Below are 18,637 nucleotides of genomic sequence, written 5' to 3'. Positions count from 1 at the left end.
CTCATAACGACGCATGGCCGGCCCGCTCCCACCTCTTTCGCGGGCGCCAATCGGCCCAATATGGAGAGCGATTCATGAGCGATACCATCGCCAAACTTACCATCGGGGACCAGACTTACGAGTTCCCGGTGCTCTCTGGCTCCGTCGGCCCCGATGTCATCGACATCCGATCGCTCTACGCCAAGACCGGCATGTTCACTTATGATCCCGGCTTCACCTCCACGGCGGCGACCGACAGCTCCATCACCTATATCGATGGCGACAAGGGCGAGCTGATGTACCGGGGCTACCCGATCGAGCAGTTGGCCGACAAATCCAATTACCTGGAAGTCTGTTACCTGCTGCTCTATGGCGAGCTGCCGAACAAGGCCCAGATGGCCGATTTCGAGCAGCGCGTGACGCGCCACACGATGGTGCACGAGCAGATGCACTATTTCTACCGCGGCTTCCGCCGCGACGCGCACCCGATGGCGATCGTGTGCGGGGTGGTCGGGGCGATGGCGGCGTTCTACCACGACTCGATCGACATCAACGATCCGCAGCAGCGCGAGATCGCCTCGATCCGCATGATCGCCAAGATCCCGACGATCGTCGCCATGGCCTACAAGTACTCGGTCGGGCAGCCGTTCGTGTATCCGCGCAACGACCTCGACTACGCGTCGAACTTCCTGCGCATGTGCTTCTCCGTGCCGGCCGAGGACTACGTGGTGAATCCGGTCGTGGCACGGGCCATGGACCTGATCTTCACCCTCCACGCCGACCACGAACAGAATGCCTCGACCTCGACGGTCCGCCTCGCCGGCTCGTCGGATGCCAATCCGTTCGCCTGCATCGCGGCAGGCGTGGCCTGCCTGTGGGGTCCGGCGCACGGCGGCGCCAACGAGGCGGCGCTGAACATGCTCAAGGAGATCGGCACTGTCGATCGCATCCCGGAATTCATCGCCAAGGCCAAGGACAAGAACTCCGGCTTCCGCCTGATGGGCTTCGGTCACCGGGTCTACAAGAACTACGATCCGCGCGCCAAGGTGATGCAGCAGGCGGCCAACGAGGTGCTGGCTCAGCTCGGTGCCGACAATCTGTCGCCGACGCTGCAGGTGGCCAAGGAACTGGAGCGGATCGCGCTCCACGATCAGTACTTCATCGATCGCAAGCTCTACCCGAACGTCGACTTCTACTCGGGCATTATCCTCGACGCGATCGGCTTCCCGACCTCGATGTTCACGGCCATCTTCGCGCTCAGCCGCACCGTGGGCTGGATCGCGCAGTGGAAGGAAATGATCGCCGACCCGCAGAAGAAGATCGGCCGTCCGCGCCAGCTCTACAACGGCTCGCCGGTGCGCGACTACGAGCCGATCAGCAACCGCTGAGGCGCGTGCGCGAGCACCCGATCCACGACATCCGCAAGGGGCGCCTCAGGCGCCCCTTTCTGCATCAGGGCCCGGACTTCGGCGAACGCGGCAAGCTGGGCGGGAATGGCCGCGGGATCGTCGAGCAGCGCGCTGAGCGCGGAGAGGTCGAAGGGCCCTGCGCTGCTGCGCAGTTGCAGCTCCGGCACCACATTGCTACCCCGGATGATGCTGGGGAGGGCCAATGTCACCTTGCGCCCCAGCTTGTCATATTGGCGGGCCTGATGCGGGTCGGCGACGTAGGCCACGACCATCGGAATTCCGGTCATCGCCAGCTCGAGCGTTACCGTGCCGCTGACCGCGAACGCCGCGATGGCTGCATCCCAGGCCGAGCGGCGCTCCTCGCCGGTGACAAGGGTTACGGGTGCCGGCCAGTGCGCGACTTCCCGGCGGAGACTGGGCAGCAGGTGCTCGAGGGTCGGGATGGCGAAGCCGGTAACGCGGGGATGATCGCGGAACTGCTGGACCGCCGCCCGCATGAGCGGCAAGTGGCGGCGAAGCTCGCCCCGCCGGCTGCCGGGGAGGAGAAGCAGCGGGCCACGCTCGGGTTGCGCAGGACGACCAGGAAAGCGTGCGACCGCCGGATGGCCGACGAAGTGCGTCGGCGGCCCGTCGAGCCCGGCCATGGCGGCAGGCTCGAACGGCAGAATGGCCAGGACCTCGTCGAACAGCGGCCTGAGCGCCGGCGCGCGCTCGGGACGCCAGGCCCAGACGGTGGGGGCGACGTAAAGAATGGTCGGCACCACCACCCCGGCCCGGCGCACCCTATGCGCGACGGCCTTGCTGAACACCTGCGAGTCGATCAGGACGACGATATCGGGCCGCAACCGGACAATGGCGCGCGCCACCTGGCGGACGCGCCAGAGCAGGAGCGGCAGCCGGCGCAGTACGTCGCTCCAGCCCATCACCGCGAGATCGGACATGGGGAACATGCTGGCGAGGCCCTCCGCCTCGAGCTCGGCGCCGCCAACCCCGGACAGCTGCACCGGAAGGCGTTGCCCGAGGCGACGGACCAGGTCAGCCCCAAGCCGATCGCCCGAGGCTTCGCCGGCAAGGATGAACAGGCGCAGCGGCTCAGCCATGCTTGAGACCGAGAATGGCGATCCCGCGCTTCTCCGCCGCCTCGATCATTGCGGCGCGCTCGAGCAGCAGGGTCTTGCCTGCCTCGACCGCAATGATGCTGATGCCGGCCTCGGCGGCCTTCGCGACGGTGTCGGGGCCGATGGCAGGCAGGTCCACCGAGAGCGGCTGCTGCGGCTTCGCTGCCTTGGCGAGGATGAGGGGCCCTACCCCATCACCAATGCGCCCTTCCTGGCGGTGACGCGCGACGCGGTGCAGCAGTTCGTCGGTGCCGCCCACGTCCTCGGCCGCCACGACGCGTGCCCCGGCGACGACCACGGCCTGGCCGAGGTCGAGCCGCCCGATGTCGCGCGCGGCGGCAAGGGCGATGCGGGCCGACTTCAGCTGCTGTCCGGTCAGGTCCGCTCCCGCGATCCGGTCATTTGGCGCGAGCAGGTCCCGAGCCACTTCATGTGCGCCCAGGATCCTGGCCCCGGTCATGGTACGGACCACGGCGGACATTTTCGAAAGCACCGCATCGCCGGCCGAGGCTGGGGAGCCGGTGGCGAACTCGGACAGGCCCTCGCGGGCGCGGTCGCCAAGCGTGACGCCGCCTGCCAGCGTGATGTGCGTGCTGCGGAAGGCGCGGATCGTCCTGATGATCGACATCGGATCGCGGGTGTCGCCCGGCAGCACGGTGACCCCGGGGCGATCCGGTTGCGGCATGAGCGCGATGACCTGGATCTCGTCACCGGCACGCTGGGCCGCCTCGATGACATGCGTGACGAGGGAACCGGTGCCTGCGAGAATACTCAGGCGCCGGGGCACTACTCCTCGGTCCCGGCATTGTCCGGCAAAGTCAGGCCGCCCTGCGCGGCGCTGATGAAACGGACCAGATCCTGCACCAGCGGCTCGTCGGCGAACAGCTCGGAGGCGTCCTCGACGCGCTCGCGCAGCGTGCCTTCGCTGGCAAAGATCATGCGGTAGGCGGCGCGCAGCTGGTGGATGGCCTCGCGGTCGAAGCCCCGGCGCTTCAGGCCGACCAGATTGATGCCGGACAGTACCCCGGGGTTGCCGTTGACCATGCCGTAGGGAATGACGTCCTTTTCCACCTTGGTCATGCCGCCGATGAAGGCGTGGGCGCCGACATGCACGAACTGCACCGTGCCGGCGTGACCGCTCAGGATGGCGTAGTCATCGACCTTGCAGTGCCCCGCAAGACCGGCGTTGTTGGAGAGAACGACGTTGTTGCCGACGTGGCAGTCATGGCCGACATGCGAGCCGATCATGATCAGGCAGCGGTCGCCGACCACGGTCTGCATGCCGCCGCCGGCGGTGCCGGGGTTGATGGTGGCGTGCTCGCGGATGGTGCAATCGGCGCCGATGCTCAGCGTCGACGGCTCGCCCGCGTACTTCAGATCCTGCGGCTGGTGGCCGATGGAGGCGAAAGGATAGATTCGGGTGCGCGGCCCAATGGTGGTGCGGCCGGTGACGACGGCGTGGGAGATGACCTCAACGCCGTCACCGAGCGTGACGTTGCGCCCGACCACGCAGTACGGACCAACCGTGACGTCGGCGCCCAGCGTGGCGCCGTCCTCGACGATTGCGGTGGGGTGGACGGTCATTGCTCGTTGACGCTCACCATGGCGCCAACTTCCGCCTCGGCAATCACCACGCCGTCGACGATCGCCTTGGCCTCGAACCAACCCATGGTCATGCGGTGGCGGATCTTGCGGATATGGTACTCGATACGGTCGCCCGGACGAGCGGGCTTGCGGAATTTGCACTTGTCGACGGTGAGCAGGTAGACGATGTGGTCCTGGCCCTGGCCGGTTCCTGCCGCAATGGCGATGGCGCCGGCGGTCTGCGCCATGCCCTCGATGATCAGCACGCCGGGAAAGACCGGTTCGCCCGGGAAGTGGCCCTGGAACATCGGCTCGTTGAACGTCACGTTCTTGATGCCAACCGCGGACTCGTTGCCGTCGATCTTGATGATCCGGTCGATCATCAGGAACGGATAGCGGTGCGGCAGATGCCGCAGGATTTCCTGGATATCCATCGTCGTCAGCTCGCGAGCCGACTCCGCTGGCGCATCACTCTTCACGTCCAACTTTGACCCCTTTGCTAAGCCGCCTGAGCGTAGCGAGTTCCTGCCACCACTTGCGTGCATCCTGGGCTGGGAACCCTGCCACCCTGGACCCCGGCGCAACACTCTTGGTGACGCCGCCCCAACCCATCACTACCGTGCCGCGCCCGATCGTCAGATGCCCTGCGGTAGAGGCCCCGCCGCCCAGCAGGACCGAATCCTCAAGTACAGTCGATCCCGACAGACCGCAATGCGCCGCGATCAGGCAGTACCGCCCGATGCGGCAATTGTGGCCGATCTGCACGAGATTGTCGATTTTCGTGCCCTCGCCGACCACGGTGTCGCCAAGCGCGCCGCGATCGACGGTGGTGTTGGCACCGATCTCGACCGAATCCTGGATGATTACGCGCCCCAGTTGCGGGATCTTGCGGTTGCTCTGCGCCAGCCCCAGCCAGCCGAAGCCCTCCGTGCCGATGCGGGCACCGGCGTGGATGACGACGTTGTTGCCGAGATAGGCACATTCGATCGAGACGTTCGGGCCGATGACCGAATTGCGGCCGATGGATACGCCACGGCCGATAACCGTGTTCGGACCGATGACCGTGTTGCGGCCGATCTCCACACCGGCGCCGAGAACGACATTGGCACCGAGGCGCACACCCTCCTCGACATGCGGCGCCGGGCCGGTCGCTTCGAACAGCGCCTTGGCCATGCCGCGCGTGCCGAGCGGATACAGGCGCTCGAGCAGGTCAACGAACAGGTCGTGCGGCCGGCTGTCGACGAGAGCGATCGCGGTAGAGGGCACCTCGGCCCGGAACTTCGGATGGACGACGACGACGCCGGCGCCGGTCTCCACGAGGGCCGGGACGTACTCGGCCTGGGCCGCAAGCGCGATGTGCCCGGGCCCGGCCAGCGGCAGTTCCTCGGCGCCGGTAACGATCAGGGATGACGCACGGGAATCATCGACGGCACCATCCCGGCCCAGCGCCGAGAGGACGGCGCCAAGTGCTATGGGCCCTGACGAAGAATGGAAACGCGTATCGACCATGACCGTCATTACACAACAAAGAGGCCGCGGGGCAACCGCGCCGCGGCCTTGATCAGAAAAGGAGGCCGGCGTTTCCGCCGGCCTGCCAACTAGAGCAACTGCTGCAGGGTGAGCGAGAAGACCTGCGTCTTGTCGTCCGTCGCCTTGTTCAGCACGTAGGCGAAGTCGCCACGCAGCGGGCCGAACGGGCTGTCCCAGATCAGCGAGGCACCAACCGAGGACTTGAAGTTGTCGTCGATGGAGCCGGCGCGGATGGGACCCATTCCGGCTACCGCACCATTGCCGTCGATCAGAGCCGCATCCGCCCAGACCGCACCACGGACACCGTAGGTTTCGGGCAGGATCGGGATCGGGAACTCGATCTCGGCGGAGGCCGCGACGTACGCAGTGTAGCCCAGCAACTCGCCGGTGTTGTCGAGCTTGGGGCCCATGCCACCGCTCTGGAAGCCGCGCACCAGCGAACCGGCACCGCGGAAGGCCTCGAGCGGATGCACATCCCCACCGTCAACCGCAGCGATGTAACCAGCCTGGGCCTTGACGCTGCCGATCACGTTCCAATCCGACATCAAGGGCATGAAGTAACGCGCCTTGGCCTCGGTCTTGATCAGGTTGTAATCCCAGCCGATGTACTGCTGGTTGAACGTGGCATACAGGCCCTCGGTCGGACGCTTGCTGTTGTCGAGAGTGCTATAGTTCAGCGAGTATCCCACCCAGGCCTTGTCGTAGGTCTCGCCGTCGTTGACGATGTCCGACAGCGTGCCCTTCTGGTCCTCGATCGTCTTCTGCTCGAGGCCGACGAACACCGAACCGCTGAGGTCGGTCGTGATCGGGGCACCGAAGCGGAGCTGGCCGCCGACGGCCGTGGTGCCGTAGATGTTCGCGTCGGTCTCGGCATTGACGCGGTAGTAGGCGTCAACACCGGACGAGATGCGCAGGCCCATGAAGCGCGGCTCGGTGAACGAGAAGTCGAAGCTCTGGGTATCCTGCGAGGCGCTGACCGCGGCCCGGACATACTGGCCGCGACCGAGGAAGTTGCGCTCGGTGATCGACACCTCGCCGAGGATACCGGCATTGGTGTCGTAGCCCGCAGTAATACCGTAGTCGCCGGTCGACTGCTCCTCGACGGTGATGTTGATGATCACCTTGTCGGGCGCACTACCCTGCTGCAGGTCGAGACTGACGGTCTTGAAGAAGCCAAGGCCTTCGATCTTCGTCTTGCCGCGCTGGACCATGGAACGATTGAAGGGGTCGCCTTCGCCGAAATCCAGCTCGCGCCGGATGATGGCGTCGCGGGTCTTGGTGTTGCCGGAGATGTTGATGCGCTCGACATAGACGCGGGCGCCTTCGTCAACAAGGTACGTGACGTTGAAGGTGCTGTTGGCCACGTCGCGGTCGACGCGCGGACGCACGTCGGCGAAGGCGTAGCCCTGGGCGGTCGCCTCGAAGGCCATGTCTTCCTGCGAGCGCTGCAGGTCGGCGAGCGAGTAGGTGCCGCCCTTGCCGGTGCGGATGGTGCCCTTCAGCAGGTCGGGATTGAGGCCGCCGATCGAGGTCTCGACGCCGATCTCGCCGAAGCGGTAGCGCTCGCCCTCGGAAATGGTGAAGTTCACGAAGTACGCGTTGCGCGAGGCGTCGAACTCGCCGACCGCGGACGTGACCTGCGCGTCCGGGTAGCCGTGGTTCATGTAGTATTGCTCGATCAGCGCCTTGTCGATCTGGAGCTGGTCCTCGCTGTAGCTGTCGTCACGGAACAGCCAGCTCAGCAGGCTCGTTTCGTGCGTGCGGATGATCGACTTCAGCGTGCCCGCGTTGATCGAGTTGTTGCCGGTGAAGTTGATGGCGGCGATGCCGGTGCGCTGCCCCTCAACGACCACGAAGGTGATGAGCGCGCGACCGTTCTGCGCCGACTTCTCGACGCGCGGCGTAACGGTGACGCCGACATAGCCCTTGGCCACGTAGGCCTGGCGAATGGACTCGGCGTCGGCCGCGAGGCTCGCCTCGGTGTAAGTGCTGCGCTCGCCGACGTTGACCATCGCGAGCAGCTGGGCGTCGGAGAAACCGGTATTGCCCTCAAAGAGGACCGCCGAGACAAGCTGCGCCTGCTGCGCCTGGGCCGCATCGACGCCGATGAACGTGCCGCTGATGCCGAGCGGCGCCGCCAACACGAGGGCGAGCGCCAGATAAATACCGCGCATCAGCTTTTTCGGGTTCGTCATGATTCTTGTTGCCTCGTGCGACCTATGCCGGGAATCGCCATGCACAGCGTTCCCAGCTCACTCCATCAAAAGCTTTTACTGGATTTTTAACCACGGACAAGCCGCGACCGGCTTCGAGGTTAGCGAAAGATTGGGCGTCGTGTATTCCTGCAACACCTAGAAAACCAAGCTTATCCAAGGGTTAACGCCGACCCGTGGCTTCTCGGAAAATGCGGTGAAGGTGCGGCGGCAATGTGGTGACAGGGGGAGAAATTGCCCCTGCCCCGCATTGGCTACGCTCAGAACAGGTCGTTGATCAGCGTGAAGATCATCAGGCTGAAGACGACCGCGAGACCGATCCGGTAGCCGACCTCCTGGACGCGCTGCGGCAGCGGCCGTCCGCGGATCGCTTCGGCGATGTAGTAGATCAGGTGCCCCCCATCGAGCATGGGAATCGGCAGCAGGTTGAAGATGCCGATGTTGAGCGACAGCAGCGCCATCAGGTTGATGAGGGGGATAATGCCGAGGCTCGCCACCTGCTGCGACACGGTTGCCACCTTGATCGGCCCACCGAGCTGGTCGACGTCGCCGCGGCCGACGAAGAAATCGCCGAGGAAAGCCGCAGTTCGGTCGACGATGAAGCGCACTTCCTCGAAGGTCATGCCGATCGCCTCCACCGGGCCGGGCCGGTAGAGCACGAGGTCGGATTGCTGAACGTGGTTGGTCACGCCCATCAGCCCGATGCGATGGCGGTTGCCGAAGCGATCGGTCGATTCCACGGCATCCGGAGTGGCGGTCAGGGTACGGGTTTCGCCGTCGCGCTGCAGCGTAATCGTGATGGTGCGCTGCGGTGCGGTGGCGACCAGGCGCTGAAAATCCTCAAAGCCCCGGACGTCATACCCGTCGACCGACACGATGCGATCCCCGGAGTGCAACCCGGCGGCCATAGCGGGCGACCAGGGCCCGACAAAGCCGACCACGGGCGGCAGCGTATAGCGGCCATAGCCGAGCAGCAGGGCATAGAGGACGAGCAGCGTGAAGATGATGTTGGCGATCGGCCCCGCCACCACGACGGCGATGCGCTGCCAGACGCTCTTGTTGACGAAGAGCTGCTTGCTGAGCTCAGGCCCGGCCCGCTCGATGAACGACTCGTCCGGCATGCTGGCCGCGTTCATGTCGCCGACGAAGCGGACATAGCCTCCCAGCGGAATGGCCGACAGGCGCCAGCGCGTACCGTGCCGATCGTCGAAGCCGATCAGTTCGGGGCCGAAGCCCAGCGAGAACGTCTGGATGGCGACGCCATTCCAACGCGCCACCAGGTAGTGCCCCATCTCGTGCACGAACACGATGATGGTCAGTACGACCAGGAACGGCACCACGTAGGAAAGCAGCCAGAAGATGAAGTCCATGTCGTCCGTTCCGTGCGCCCCCGGCGGTCACGAAAACCTAGGGCCCGAATGCGTTAAGATTGCGATACGGCGCGACGCCGCATCACCAATATAGGAAGCCCGCCGCCACCGCTGCAAACCCGCCGTGCAACGCACCGACAACAAACAGGAAGGCTATGCCGAAGGTCAGGCTGTCGAGCCGGTCCATCAGGCCGCCGTGGCCGGGGATGATGTCGCCCGAGTCCTTGATGCGGAAGCGGCGCTTGATGGCGCTCTCCGCGAGATCGCCAACTTGGCCCAGGATGCTGATCGAGGCGGCCAGTAGCAGCCCGATCCACCAGGGCGAGTGCGGCACGACGAGCAACCAGACGATGAGGCCCACAAGCGTGCCTAGCCCGAACCCGCCGATGGCGCCGGACCAGGTCTTGCCGGGGGAGATGTCCGGGGCGAGCTTCTCGCCGCCGACCTGCCGGCCGGTGAAATAGGCGCCGGTATCGGTGGCCCAGATGACGCAGCCGAGCATCAGGCCGGCCCACAGGCCCGCGTCGAAGGTGCCGGGCTGGTTCCAGGTGGCCTCGCCGCGGATCATCATCAGCATGACGATGACGAGGCCATAGAAAACGACGCCGCCGACCCGCCAGAGGCGGATGCCGGGTGTTGCCGTGACTGCGGCGAGGGCTGCCGCCACCGCCACCAGGGCCAGCGCGGCAAGCGGGCCGAACGCCGGAAAGACAAGGGCGGAAACGGCGAGAAGCGCGATGAGGACGCCGCCTGCGGTCGTCAGCGGCTTCAGCGTCACCATGCGTTCCCATTCGCGATAGCAGCCGGCAAAGACGGCGCCCACGATGGCCGCGAACACGTAGCTACCAACATACAGCCCGACTATGGCGAGAGCGAGCAGGACCGCAGCCGATGCAACGCGCGGGCCAAGGTCTGTCCACGACCGGCGGGCAAGCGGATTGAACTGGGAACGCTTGTCCTCCGGTGCGCTCACGGGCTCCTCGACTCGATCCCGCCGAAGCGCCTGGAACGCGATGAGTACTCGTCGAGCGCGCGCAGGAAGACCTGCTCGCTGAAATCCGGCCAGTTCTCGTCGATGAAGACGAGCTCCGAATAGGCACCCTGCCAGAGCAGGAAATTCGAGACGCGCTGCTCGCCGCTGGTGCGGATGATGAGGTCCGGATCCGGGATGCCGACGGTGTAGAGCGCGCGCTCGACCGTCTCCTCGCTAATGTCCTCGACGTTGAGCCGGCCGGCCGCGACTTCGGCGGCGATGCGGCGGGTGGCCTCGGTGAGTTCGTCCTTGCCTCCGTAGTTGAAGGCCACGATCAGCTCGAGGCCGGTATTGGCCGCAGTCTTGTCCTGGACATCGGCGATCAGTCGGCGCAGCGGCTCGTCCAGGCCCTGCTGAGAGCCGATGATGCGAATGCGGACATTGTTCTGGATCAACGTCGCCAGATCGGACGCGACGAAGCGGTGCAGCAGGCCGAAGATGAAGTTCACTTCGTCGCGCGGGCGCCGCCAGTTCTCCGAGGAGAAGCTGAAGACCGTCAGGTGCTTGATGCCGTATCGGATCGACAGGTCGACCAGTCGGCGGAGGGCCTTGACGCCCTCCACGTGGCCTTCGGTACGGACCTTGCCGCGCGCCTTGGCCCAACGGCCGTTGCCATCCATGATCACTGCCAGGTGGCCTGGAATCTTCAGGCCCTGCTTGGTACTGGGCGTCGCGGCAGCGGCAGTTTCGACGGACATCAACGCCCTCCAGGGGCAGCAGCTACAGGTCCAGACTAGACCTGCATGATTTCCTGTTCCTTGACGGCCAGGACCTTGTCGATATCGCTCACGGCGGCGTCCGTGGCCTGCTGGACCAGGTCGCCCTGCTTGCGGCTTTCGTCCTGGCTCAGGTCGCCGTCCTTCTCGAGCTTCTTGAGCAGGTCCATGCCGTCGCGGCGGATGTGACGGACGGCGACTCGGGCCTGCTCGGCATAATTGTGCGCAACCTTGGTCAGTTCGCGGCGCCGCTCTTCATTGAGCTCCGGAAGTGGCACGCGGATGACCTGACCTTCCGCCGCCGGGTTGAGGCCCAGGCCGGAATTGCGAATGGCCTTCTCCACGGCGCCGGCGAGGGTGCGATCCCACACCTGCACGCTCAGCATGCGCGACTCCGGCACGGTGACGGTCGCGACCTGGTTCAGCGGCATGCGGCTGCCATAGGCCTCGACCGTAACCGGCTCGAGCAGGCTGGCGCTGGCGCGCCCGGTGCGCAGGCCCGCCAGTTCCTCGCGCAGGGAAGCGATGGACTTCTGCATGCGGTCCTTGAGTGCGGGCAGAGAAAAAGCCTCGGCCATGGGACTACTCCTTCATAGGTCCGCGTCTTATCCGACGCGTGTACTTCTGGCTCTGCCGGCGAGGACGCCCTTGAGGCCTTCCTTGTCGTCGAGCGCATAAACAATTATGGGCAAGCCGTTGTCGCGAGCAAGGGCGAAGGCCGCCGTATCCATCACGCGCAGATCGCGCGAAATGACTTCCTCGTGGCTGATCGTCTCGAAGCGCTGGGCCTTCGGGTTCTTCTTGGGGTCCTCGGAATACACGCCGTCGACCTTGGTGCCCTTGAGCAGGACGTCGCAGCGCAACTCGATCGCCTTGAGCGCGGCCGCGGTGTCGGTGGTGAAGAACGGACTGCCGGTGCCGCCGGCGCACACCACGACGTAGCCGTCCGAGAGCGCGCGATTGGCGTCGCGGGCCGTGAACGTATCTGCCACGGTCTCCATCGGAACGTTCGAATAGACCTTTACCTTCAGGCCCTTCTGCTCGATCGCGTCACCGAGCGCGAGCGAGTTGATGACGGTGCCAAGCATGCCCATGAGGTCGGAGGTGACCCGGTCGCCGCCCTTGGCGGCCACGGCCATGCCCCGGAAGATGTTGCCGGCGCCGATGACGATCGCTACCTGCACGCCGCTCTTGGCGACCTCGGCGATCTGGTCAGCCATGTGATGGAGGAATTCCGGCTCGATGCCGAAGGACTGGTCACCGGCGAGCACTTCGCCCGAGACTTTGAGCAGAATCCGTTTGTAAGCGGATTTGGCCATCCGTAAGTCTCCCGAAGCGCACCTGGTATCGGCGCCGACTCCGGCGCCGCAGGCGGTTATGACATATTCGGGCGGGCTGTGGACCAGCCCGCCCGAGACTTATCCAGTGGTGGATCAGACGCCAGCGGTGGCCGCGACTTCGGCGGCGAAGTCGGTGGCTTCCTTCTCGATGCCTTCGCCCAGCGAGTAGACGACAAAGCCCGTCACCTTGATCGGGGCGCCAACGTCCTTCTCGGCCTTCTTGACGACATCGGCGATCTTGGTTTCGCCGTCGATCACGAACACCTGCGAGAGAAGCGTGACTTCCTCGTAGAACTTGCGCACGCGGCCCTCGATCATCTTCTCGATGACCTCGGCCGGCTTGCCGGATTCCTTGGCCTGCTCGGTGAAGATGGCACGCTCGCGGGCCACGACTTCCTGGTCGATGTCGTCGGGCGACACGCTCAGCGGCTTGGTGTTGGCGATGTGCATGGCCAGCTGCTTGCCCAGGGCATTCAGCGCGGCCTTGTCACCGCTCGACTCAAGGCCGACGATCACGCCCAGCTTGCCGAGGCCGGGAGCCACGGTGTTGTGGACGTAGGAGCCGATCACGCCATCCGAAACGGTCAGCGTGCCGGTGCGGCGCAGGTTCATGTTCTCGCCGATCTTGGCGATGGCGTCAGTCAGCTCCGCCGAGACGGAACGGCCGGAACCGGGATACGGCATCTCGGACAGCTTGCCGATGTCGCCGGCGGCATCTAGCGCCAGCTTGGCAGCGTTGCCGACGATCTGCTGGAACTGGTCGTTGCGGGCGACGAAGTCGGTCTCGGAGTTGACCTCGACAATGGCGCCGCGGGTGCCCTCGATGGCAACGCCAACGAGACCCTCGGCAGCCACGCGGCCGGCCTTCTTGGCGGCCTTGGCAAGACCACGGGTGCGCAGCCAGTCGACCGCGGCTTCCATGTCGCCGCCGGTCTCCTCGAGCGCCTTCTTGCAGTCCATCATCCCCACGCCGGTCAGTTCGCGGAGCTCTTTAACCTGCTGAGCGGAAACAGCCATTTGATATCACCTTTCCGCGGCCCCCGGGATGGAGCCGCGCCGTTGTTCGGAATGCGTAACCCGGAGCGAACCGGATCAGTTGGCGGCGGACGACTCGTCGGCGTCGGCGGCGCTGAGCGCCGGCTCTTCCGGTGCAGTCTCGGAAGCGCCAAGGTCGGCGCCACGGCCGGCGGCCGAGCGGCCGATACCGTCGATGGCAGCGCGCGAGACCAGCGAGCAGTAGAGCTCGAGGGCGCGGGCGGCGTCGTCATTGCCCGGGATGGCGTAGTCGACGAGGTCAGGATCGGAGTTCGAGTCGACGATGGCGATCACCGGGATACCGAGGCGCTTGGCCTCCTTGATGGCGTTCGCTTCCTTGTTGGTGTCGATCACGAACAACAGGTTGGGCAGGTTGCCCATGTCCTTGATGCCGCCGAGGTCGCGCTCGAGGCGCTCCTTCTCACGCGAAAGCAGCAGGGCTTCCTTCTTTGTGATGCCGACGGCACCTTCGGAAAGCTGGCTCTCGAGCTCGCGGAGGCGATTGATCGAGTGCGAGATGGTCTGCCAGTTGGTCAGCGTGCCGCCGAGCCAGCGGGAGTTGACGTAGTACTGCGCGGACTGGCGGGCAGCCTCGGCGACCACCGGAGCGGCCTGGCGCTTGGTGCCGACGAACAGCACGCGGCCGCCGTCGGCGACGGTGTCCGAGATCAGCTGCAGGGCGCGCTGCAGGGCCGGTACGGTCTGCGACAGGTCGAGAATGTGGATGTCGTTGCGGACGCCGAAGATGTGGCGTTCCATCTTGGGGTTCCAGCGGTGCTTCTGGTGGCCGAAGTGAACACCTGCTTCGAGCAGCTGGCGCATGGAAAAATCGGGCAATGCCATGGAAGGCTTCCTTTACCGGTTATTGCCGCCGCGAAGGATGTTGGCAGTTTCCTGCCACCGGATGGGCGCCCAACTCATTTCAGGCGGCCGCGCTTCGCGTGTGAATTACGCCCGGATTCCCGGACGCGCCGCGCATATAGGGGGTTTTGGGGGACGTGGCAAGGGTGGACGGCGGTCATTGGCGGGCCAGAGATCGCACCGCAGGATGATCGGTTCGGTGAACCGGGTTGCCCGCCCACTCCGTTGTCATCCCGGCGAAAGCCGGGACCCAGTGCACCGACCGCAGCATACCGAAGTTGGTGCCGATCCATCTAGGATTGGCGGGCGCGGCCAGGGTTCACACGTTCCGTTCGAGCCGTGGGTCCCGGCTTTCGCCGGGATGACGGCTGGTGGAGGTGGTGATGCTGCCAATGGGAGAGCCCGTCGGATCTTGAGCACCGAGGCCGCCTCGCGGCGTTCCTTGATCCTCGAACGCACCGGCCACGCGAACGCCACGCCAACCAACAGTGCTGGGCCGCCCACCACCACGCTCCTGAGAAGGTCAAACAACCCAAGGTCACTGCGGCACATTTCGCCGTCCGGCAACGCCGAGCATGTTGCGGTGGGATTTGTGCCGAGCCAGATCACCGCCAAGACGGCAGTTGAACCAATCAGGACCACAGTCCAACTCCGCCAACCAGGCGTCAGAACCATCAAAATCGCCCCAACAACGCCGGCGGCAAGCGCCCAGAACATCTTCCCTGTCCTAGCTCAGCCTAACGTCCACCACGCCTTCCATCGCCTTGATGCTTCCGGCGATTTCCGGCGTGATCCGATAGCCGCCCTTGAGTTCGATCTCGTATTCCTTTGCGCCGGCGTCGCGGATGACGATGAAGCTGACCATACCTTCGCCGCCCGGCTTCAGCTGGGTGCTGATCGGGGCGAGGCACTTGGCGTCGCCAGCAAACACGGTGAGGCGGCGCCCGATCTTTTCGGCAGCGCCCTCGATCGGCTCGGCCTTGCTCAGTCGGATGCTGATACCGTCGGGGCGCTCGTCGGCCTCGACGGTGAGGATCACCGATTTGCCCGGCTGCAACACATCGGAATACTGGCTGACCTGCTCGGAGAAGGCGATCACCTCGTAGCCGCCGCTGGCGTCACTGAGGCCGATGATCGCCATCGGGGTGCCTTTTTTGGTGCGCCGATCGTTACGGGTCGCAATCGTGCCGGCGATGCGCCCTGCCCTCGCGTCGGCTTCCTTCACGGCACGTTCGAAATCGGCATAGGGCTGGACGCGCAGGCGATCGAACAGGTCGGCATACTGGTCGAGCGGATGACCGCTGAGGTGGAAGCCGATGGCGGCATGCTCGCGGGCGAGGCGTTCCGCCGGTAGCCAGTTGGTTACCGACTGGCTGATCCGGATCGGCTCGGGCTCGGCCGAGGCGAACATGTCCATGATGCCGTCGGCCGCATTGGCGTTGGTGCGCTGGGCGGTGGCGACGATGGCGTCGATGGCCGCGAAGGCCTGTTCGCGACGGGGTACCAGCTGGTCGAAGGCGCCGGCGTTGATCAGTGCTTCGAGAGTGCGCCGGTTGACGATGCGGGCATCGACGCGGGCGGCAAAATCCCCGAGGTCGCGGAATGGCCGGTCGCCGCGCGCCGCGACGATATGCTCGGCCACCGCCTGCCCCACGCCCTTCACCGCACCGATGGCGTAGAACACCTTGCCGTCGTGGGTGTTGAACACCGCGTCGGAGCGGTTGACGCAGGGTGGAACGATCTCGATGCCGTGCTTCTTGGCGTCCTGCCGGAATTCGTTGAGCTTGTCCGTGTTGCCCATGTCGAGCGTCATGGTCGCCGCGAAGAACTCGTGCGGGTAATGCGCCTTGAGGTAGGCCGTCTGGTAGCTGACGAGGGCGTAGGTCGCGGCGTGCGACTTGTTGAAGCCGTAATTGGCGAACTTGGCGAGCAGGTCGAAAATGGTGTCGGCCAGCCCCGGCTTCAGGCCGTAGCGGATACAGCCCTCCTGGAAGCGGGCGCGCTGGGCGTCCATTTCCGCCTTGATCTTCTTGCCCATGGCGCGCCGCAGCATGTCGGCCTCGCCGAGCGAATAGCCGGACAGGATCTGGGCGATCTGCATCACCTGTTCCTGGTAGACGATGATGCCGTAGGTCTCGTTCAGCACTTCGCCGAGCGCCGGATGCGGGTACTCGATGTCCTCGTCGCCGCGCTTGCGGGCATTGAACAGCGGAATGTTTTCCATCGGGCCAGGGCGATAGAGCGCGACGAGGGCGATGATATCCTCGAACCGGTCGGGCTTCATGTCGACGAGGGCCCGGCGCATACCGGCGCCTTCGACCTGGAACACGCCGGCGGTATCGCCGATGGCGTAGAGCTTGTAGGTCTCCGCGTCGTCGATCGGGATGTCCTCGATGCGGAAGCTGCCGCCGCCGCGATTGATCATGTCGACCGCACGCTTGATGGTGGTCAGCGTCTTCAAGCCGAGGAAGTCGAACTTCACGAGGCCGGCGGTCTCGCTCCACTTCATGTTGTACTGGCTGACCGGCATGTCGGAGCGCGGGTCGCGATAGAGGGGTGCCAGTTCCTGCAGCGGACGGTCGCCGATGACGATGCCGGCGGCGTGGGTCGAGGCGTGGCGGTAGAGGCCCTCGAGCTTCTGGCCGATGGCGAGAAGCTCGCCGACCTGCTCGTCCTCGTCGGCGAGCTGGCGCAACTGCGGCACTTCCTTGAGTGACCGTTCCAGCGTCCACGGGTCGGCCGGGTTGGCCGGCACCAGCTTGGCGATGCGGTCGACCTGGCCGTAGGGCATCTGCAGTACGCGGCCGACGTCGCGCAGCACGGCGCGGGCCTGGAGCGTACCGAAGGTGATGATCTGCGCGACCTGCGCCTCGCCGTATTTCTGCTGGACGTAGCGGATCACCTCCTCGCGGCGATCCTGGCAGAAGTCGATGTCGAAGTCCGGCATCGACACGCGCTCGGGATTGAGGAAGCGCTCGAACAGCAGGTTGTAGCGCAGCGGATCGAGGTCGGTGATCGTCGTGGCATAGGCGACGAGCGAGCCGGCGCCCGAGCCACGTCCCGGCCCGACCGGGATGTCGTGCGCCTTGGCCCACTGGATGAAGTCGGCGACGATGAGGAAATAGCCCGGGTACTTCATCTTCTCGATGATGCCGAGCTCGTACTCCAGGCGCTCGCGGTAAATCTCCTCGGTCTTGCCGGGAGCCACGCCGACCTCCTCGAAGCGCCGCTCGAGGCCGGTCCGCGCCATCTCGGAGAGCGCCCTCGCCTCGGCCGCGACAGCCTCCTCGGCCGATTGGCCGGGGGAAGCCGCAAAGGTCGGCAGCACCGGGTTGCGCTTCTTGGGTCGGTAACTGATGCGTTGCGCAATCTCGACGGTATTCTCGAGTGCCTCGGGGAGATCGGCGAACAGCGCCTGCATCTCCTCGCGGGTCTTGAAGTAGTGCTGGGCGGAGAGCTTGCGCCGCTCGGTCTGCGCCAGCACGGTGCCACCGGCGATGGCGAGCAGCGCGTCATGGGCCTCGTAATCGTCGGGCGCGGGATAGAACGGCTCGTTGGTCGCGACGAGCGGCACGCCGTGCTGGTAGGCGTAGTCGATCAGCCTTGGCTCGTTCGCCGCCTCCTGAGGACGCCCGTGGCGCTGCAGCTCGATGTAGAGTCGGTCGCCGAACAGGTCGCGCAGCCGGTCGAGCCGGGCGAGCGCAAGCGTATCCATGCTGTTACTGAACAACGGGTCGATGGCGCCTTCGGGGCCGCCGGTCAGGCAGATGATGCCGGCGACCGACTGCGGGGCAAGCCAGTCGAGCTTGGCGGCGGCGCGGCCGTTCTCGCCTTCGAGGTGGGCCCGGCTGACGAGGGTCGAGAGGTTGGCAAACCCCTCGGCGGTCGCCGCGAACAGCACCAGCCCACCCTTGCCCAGCCGGTCGCGCGAGTGGCCGCGCTCCTGCATGCGATCCTGGGTGTCCTCCATGGCGGAGAAATCGACCGCGAGCTCCACCCCGACCAGCGGCTGGATGCCCTTGCCGGCTGCCTTCTCGGAAAACTCGAGGGCGCCGAACAGGTTGTTGGTGTCGGCAATGCCGAGGGCCGGCTGCTTGTCGGCCTTGGCGAGCTCGAGCAGCTTGCCGAGCGGCAGCGCCCCCTCGAGCAGCGAGTAGGCGGAGTGGACGTGCAGGTGGATGAAGCCGGGGCCAGACATAGTGTCTTCCTACCCCCGTCGCCGCGCCCGCGGCCACTCACAGGGGCATCTATCCACAGTGTCGTCACACGAGTCGGGAGGCGATATCCATCCAGGTCAGCGAGGCGACGGAGAAGCCGCAGATGGTGACGAAAGCCAGCAGATCCTTGACGAACGAGAGCATCGGAACCTCCAAAGTTTCTGGTTCGTTCTTTTATGTTCCCAATTCGTTCTTGTCCAGCATGTGGGTCATGTGGATGGATCTTTGGTTA

15 protein-coding genes are annotated in these 18,637 nt (G+C 65.4%); 1 reads left to right on the top strand and 14 read right to left on the bottom strand.

Annotated features, from left to right (window positions below; translation table 11 throughout):
• Window positions 1-74: 74 nt before the first annotated feature.
• Window positions 75-1,367 carry a citrate synthase gene (locus tag J0I99_RS01770; RefSeq protein WP_291390306.1) on the top strand — a complete coding sequence of 431 codons (1,293 nt, stop codon included), beginning with the start codon at window positions 75-77 and terminating at the stop codon, window positions 1,365-1,367.
• Here the strand turns inward: J0I99_RS01770 and J0I99_RS01765 are convergent.
• The 14 genes from J0I99_RS01765 to dnaE form a co-directional block, all read right to left on the bottom strand.
• Window positions 1,343-2,488, bottom strand: coding sequence for a lipid-A-disaccharide synthase (locus J0I99_RS01765; RefSeq protein ID WP_291395455.1), 1,146 nt, complete (start codon window positions 2,486-2,488; stop codon window positions 1,343-1,345). The two genes, J0I99_RS01770 and J0I99_RS01765, sit on opposite strands and share 25 nt — an antisense overlap.
• A complete protein-coding gene (gene lpxI, locus J0I99_RS01760; RefSeq protein ID WP_291395453.1) occupies window positions 2,481-3,293 on the bottom strand; it encodes a UDP-2,3-diacylglucosamine diphosphatase LpxI in 813 nt (270 codons plus the stop codon). The genes J0I99_RS01765 and lpxI overlap by 8 nt, the downstream gene beginning before the upstream one ends.
• Window positions 3,293-4,090, bottom strand: a complete 798-nt coding sequence (gene lpxA / locus J0I99_RS01755; RefSeq protein ID WP_291395451.1) for an acyl-ACP--UDP-N-acetylglucosamine O-acyltransferase — start codon at window positions 4,088-4,090, stop codon at window positions 3,293-3,295. Before lpxA ends, lpxI begins: the two co-directional genes overlap by 1 nt.
• Window positions 4,087-4,524, bottom strand: a complete 438-nt coding sequence (fabZ, locus tag J0I99_RS01750) for a 3-hydroxyacyl-ACP dehydratase FabZ (protein WP_291391138.1) — start codon at window positions 4,522-4,524, stop codon at window positions 4,087-4,089. The genes lpxA and fabZ overlap by 4 nt, the downstream gene beginning before the upstream one ends.
• A gap of 34 nt (window positions 4,525-4,558) precedes the next feature.
• Entirely contained in the window at window positions 4,559-5,599 is a 1,041-nt protein-coding gene (gene lpxD / locus J0I99_RS01745; RefSeq protein WP_291395448.1) for a UDP-3-O-(3-hydroxymyristoyl)glucosamine N-acyltransferase, read from the bottom strand.
• An 89-nt stretch (window positions 5,600-5,688) separates the two neighbouring features.
• Complete coding sequence (gene bamA / locus J0I99_RS01740; protein WP_291395446.1) at window positions 5,689-7,815, bottom strand: outer membrane protein assembly factor BamA; 2,127 nt, start codon at window positions 7,813-7,815, stop codon at window positions 5,689-5,691.
• A 278-nt stretch (window positions 7,816-8,093) separates the two neighbouring features.
• Complete coding sequence (gene rseP, locus J0I99_RS01735) at window positions 8,094-9,203, bottom strand: RIP metalloprotease RseP (protein ID WP_291395444.1); 1,110 nt, start codon at window positions 9,201-9,203, stop codon at window positions 8,094-8,096.
• A gap of 82 nt (window positions 9,204-9,285) precedes the next feature.
• Window positions 9,286-10,176 (bottom strand): CDP-archaeol synthase, encoded by an 891-nt coding sequence (locus J0I99_RS01730; RefSeq protein WP_291395442.1) that lies wholly within the window; start codon window positions 10,174-10,176, stop codon window positions 9,286-9,288.
• On the bottom strand, window positions 10,173-10,934 hold the full coding sequence (locus J0I99_RS01725; protein WP_291390300.1) for an isoprenyl transferase: 762 nt from the start codon (window positions 10,932-10,934) through the stop codon (window positions 10,173-10,175). Before J0I99_RS01725 ends, J0I99_RS01730 begins: the two co-directional genes overlap by 4 nt.
• 35 nt (window positions 10,935-10,969) lie before the next feature.
• Entirely contained in the window at window positions 10,970-11,530 is a 561-nt protein-coding gene (gene frr / locus J0I99_RS01720) for a ribosome recycling factor (RefSeq protein ID WP_291390301.1), read from the bottom strand.
• A 27-nt stretch (window positions 11,531-11,557) separates the two neighbouring features.
• Window positions 11,558-12,271 (bottom strand): UMP kinase, encoded by a 714-nt coding sequence (gene pyrH, locus J0I99_RS01715; RefSeq protein WP_291395440.1) that lies wholly within the window; start codon window positions 12,269-12,271, stop codon window positions 11,558-11,560.
• Between the two features lie 114 nt (window positions 12,272-12,385).
• On the bottom strand, window positions 12,386-13,309 hold the full coding sequence (gene tsf / locus J0I99_RS01710) for a translation elongation factor Ts (RefSeq protein WP_291390303.1): 924 nt from the start codon (window positions 13,307-13,309) through the stop codon (window positions 12,386-12,388).
• A 75-nt stretch (window positions 13,310-13,384) separates the two neighbouring features.
• Window positions 13,385-14,170, bottom strand: a complete 786-nt coding sequence (gene rpsB / locus J0I99_RS01705) for a 30S ribosomal protein S2 (RefSeq protein ID WP_291395438.1) — start codon at window positions 14,168-14,170, stop codon at window positions 13,385-13,387.
• A 745-nt stretch (window positions 14,171-14,915) separates the two neighbouring features.
• Window positions 14,916-18,386, bottom strand: coding sequence for a DNA polymerase III subunit alpha (dnaE, locus tag J0I99_RS01700; RefSeq protein WP_291395435.1), 3,471 nt, complete (start codon window positions 18,384-18,386; stop codon window positions 14,916-14,918).
• Between the last annotated feature and the right edge of the window lie 251 nt (window positions 18,387-18,637).

The sequence above is a fragment of the Devosia sp. genome (genome assembly GCF_017307495.1).
Lineage (GTDB): Bacteria > Pseudomonadota > Alphaproteobacteria > Rhizobiales > Devosiaceae > Devosia_A.
This window is presented reverse-complemented; position numbering and strand designations above follow the sequence as displayed.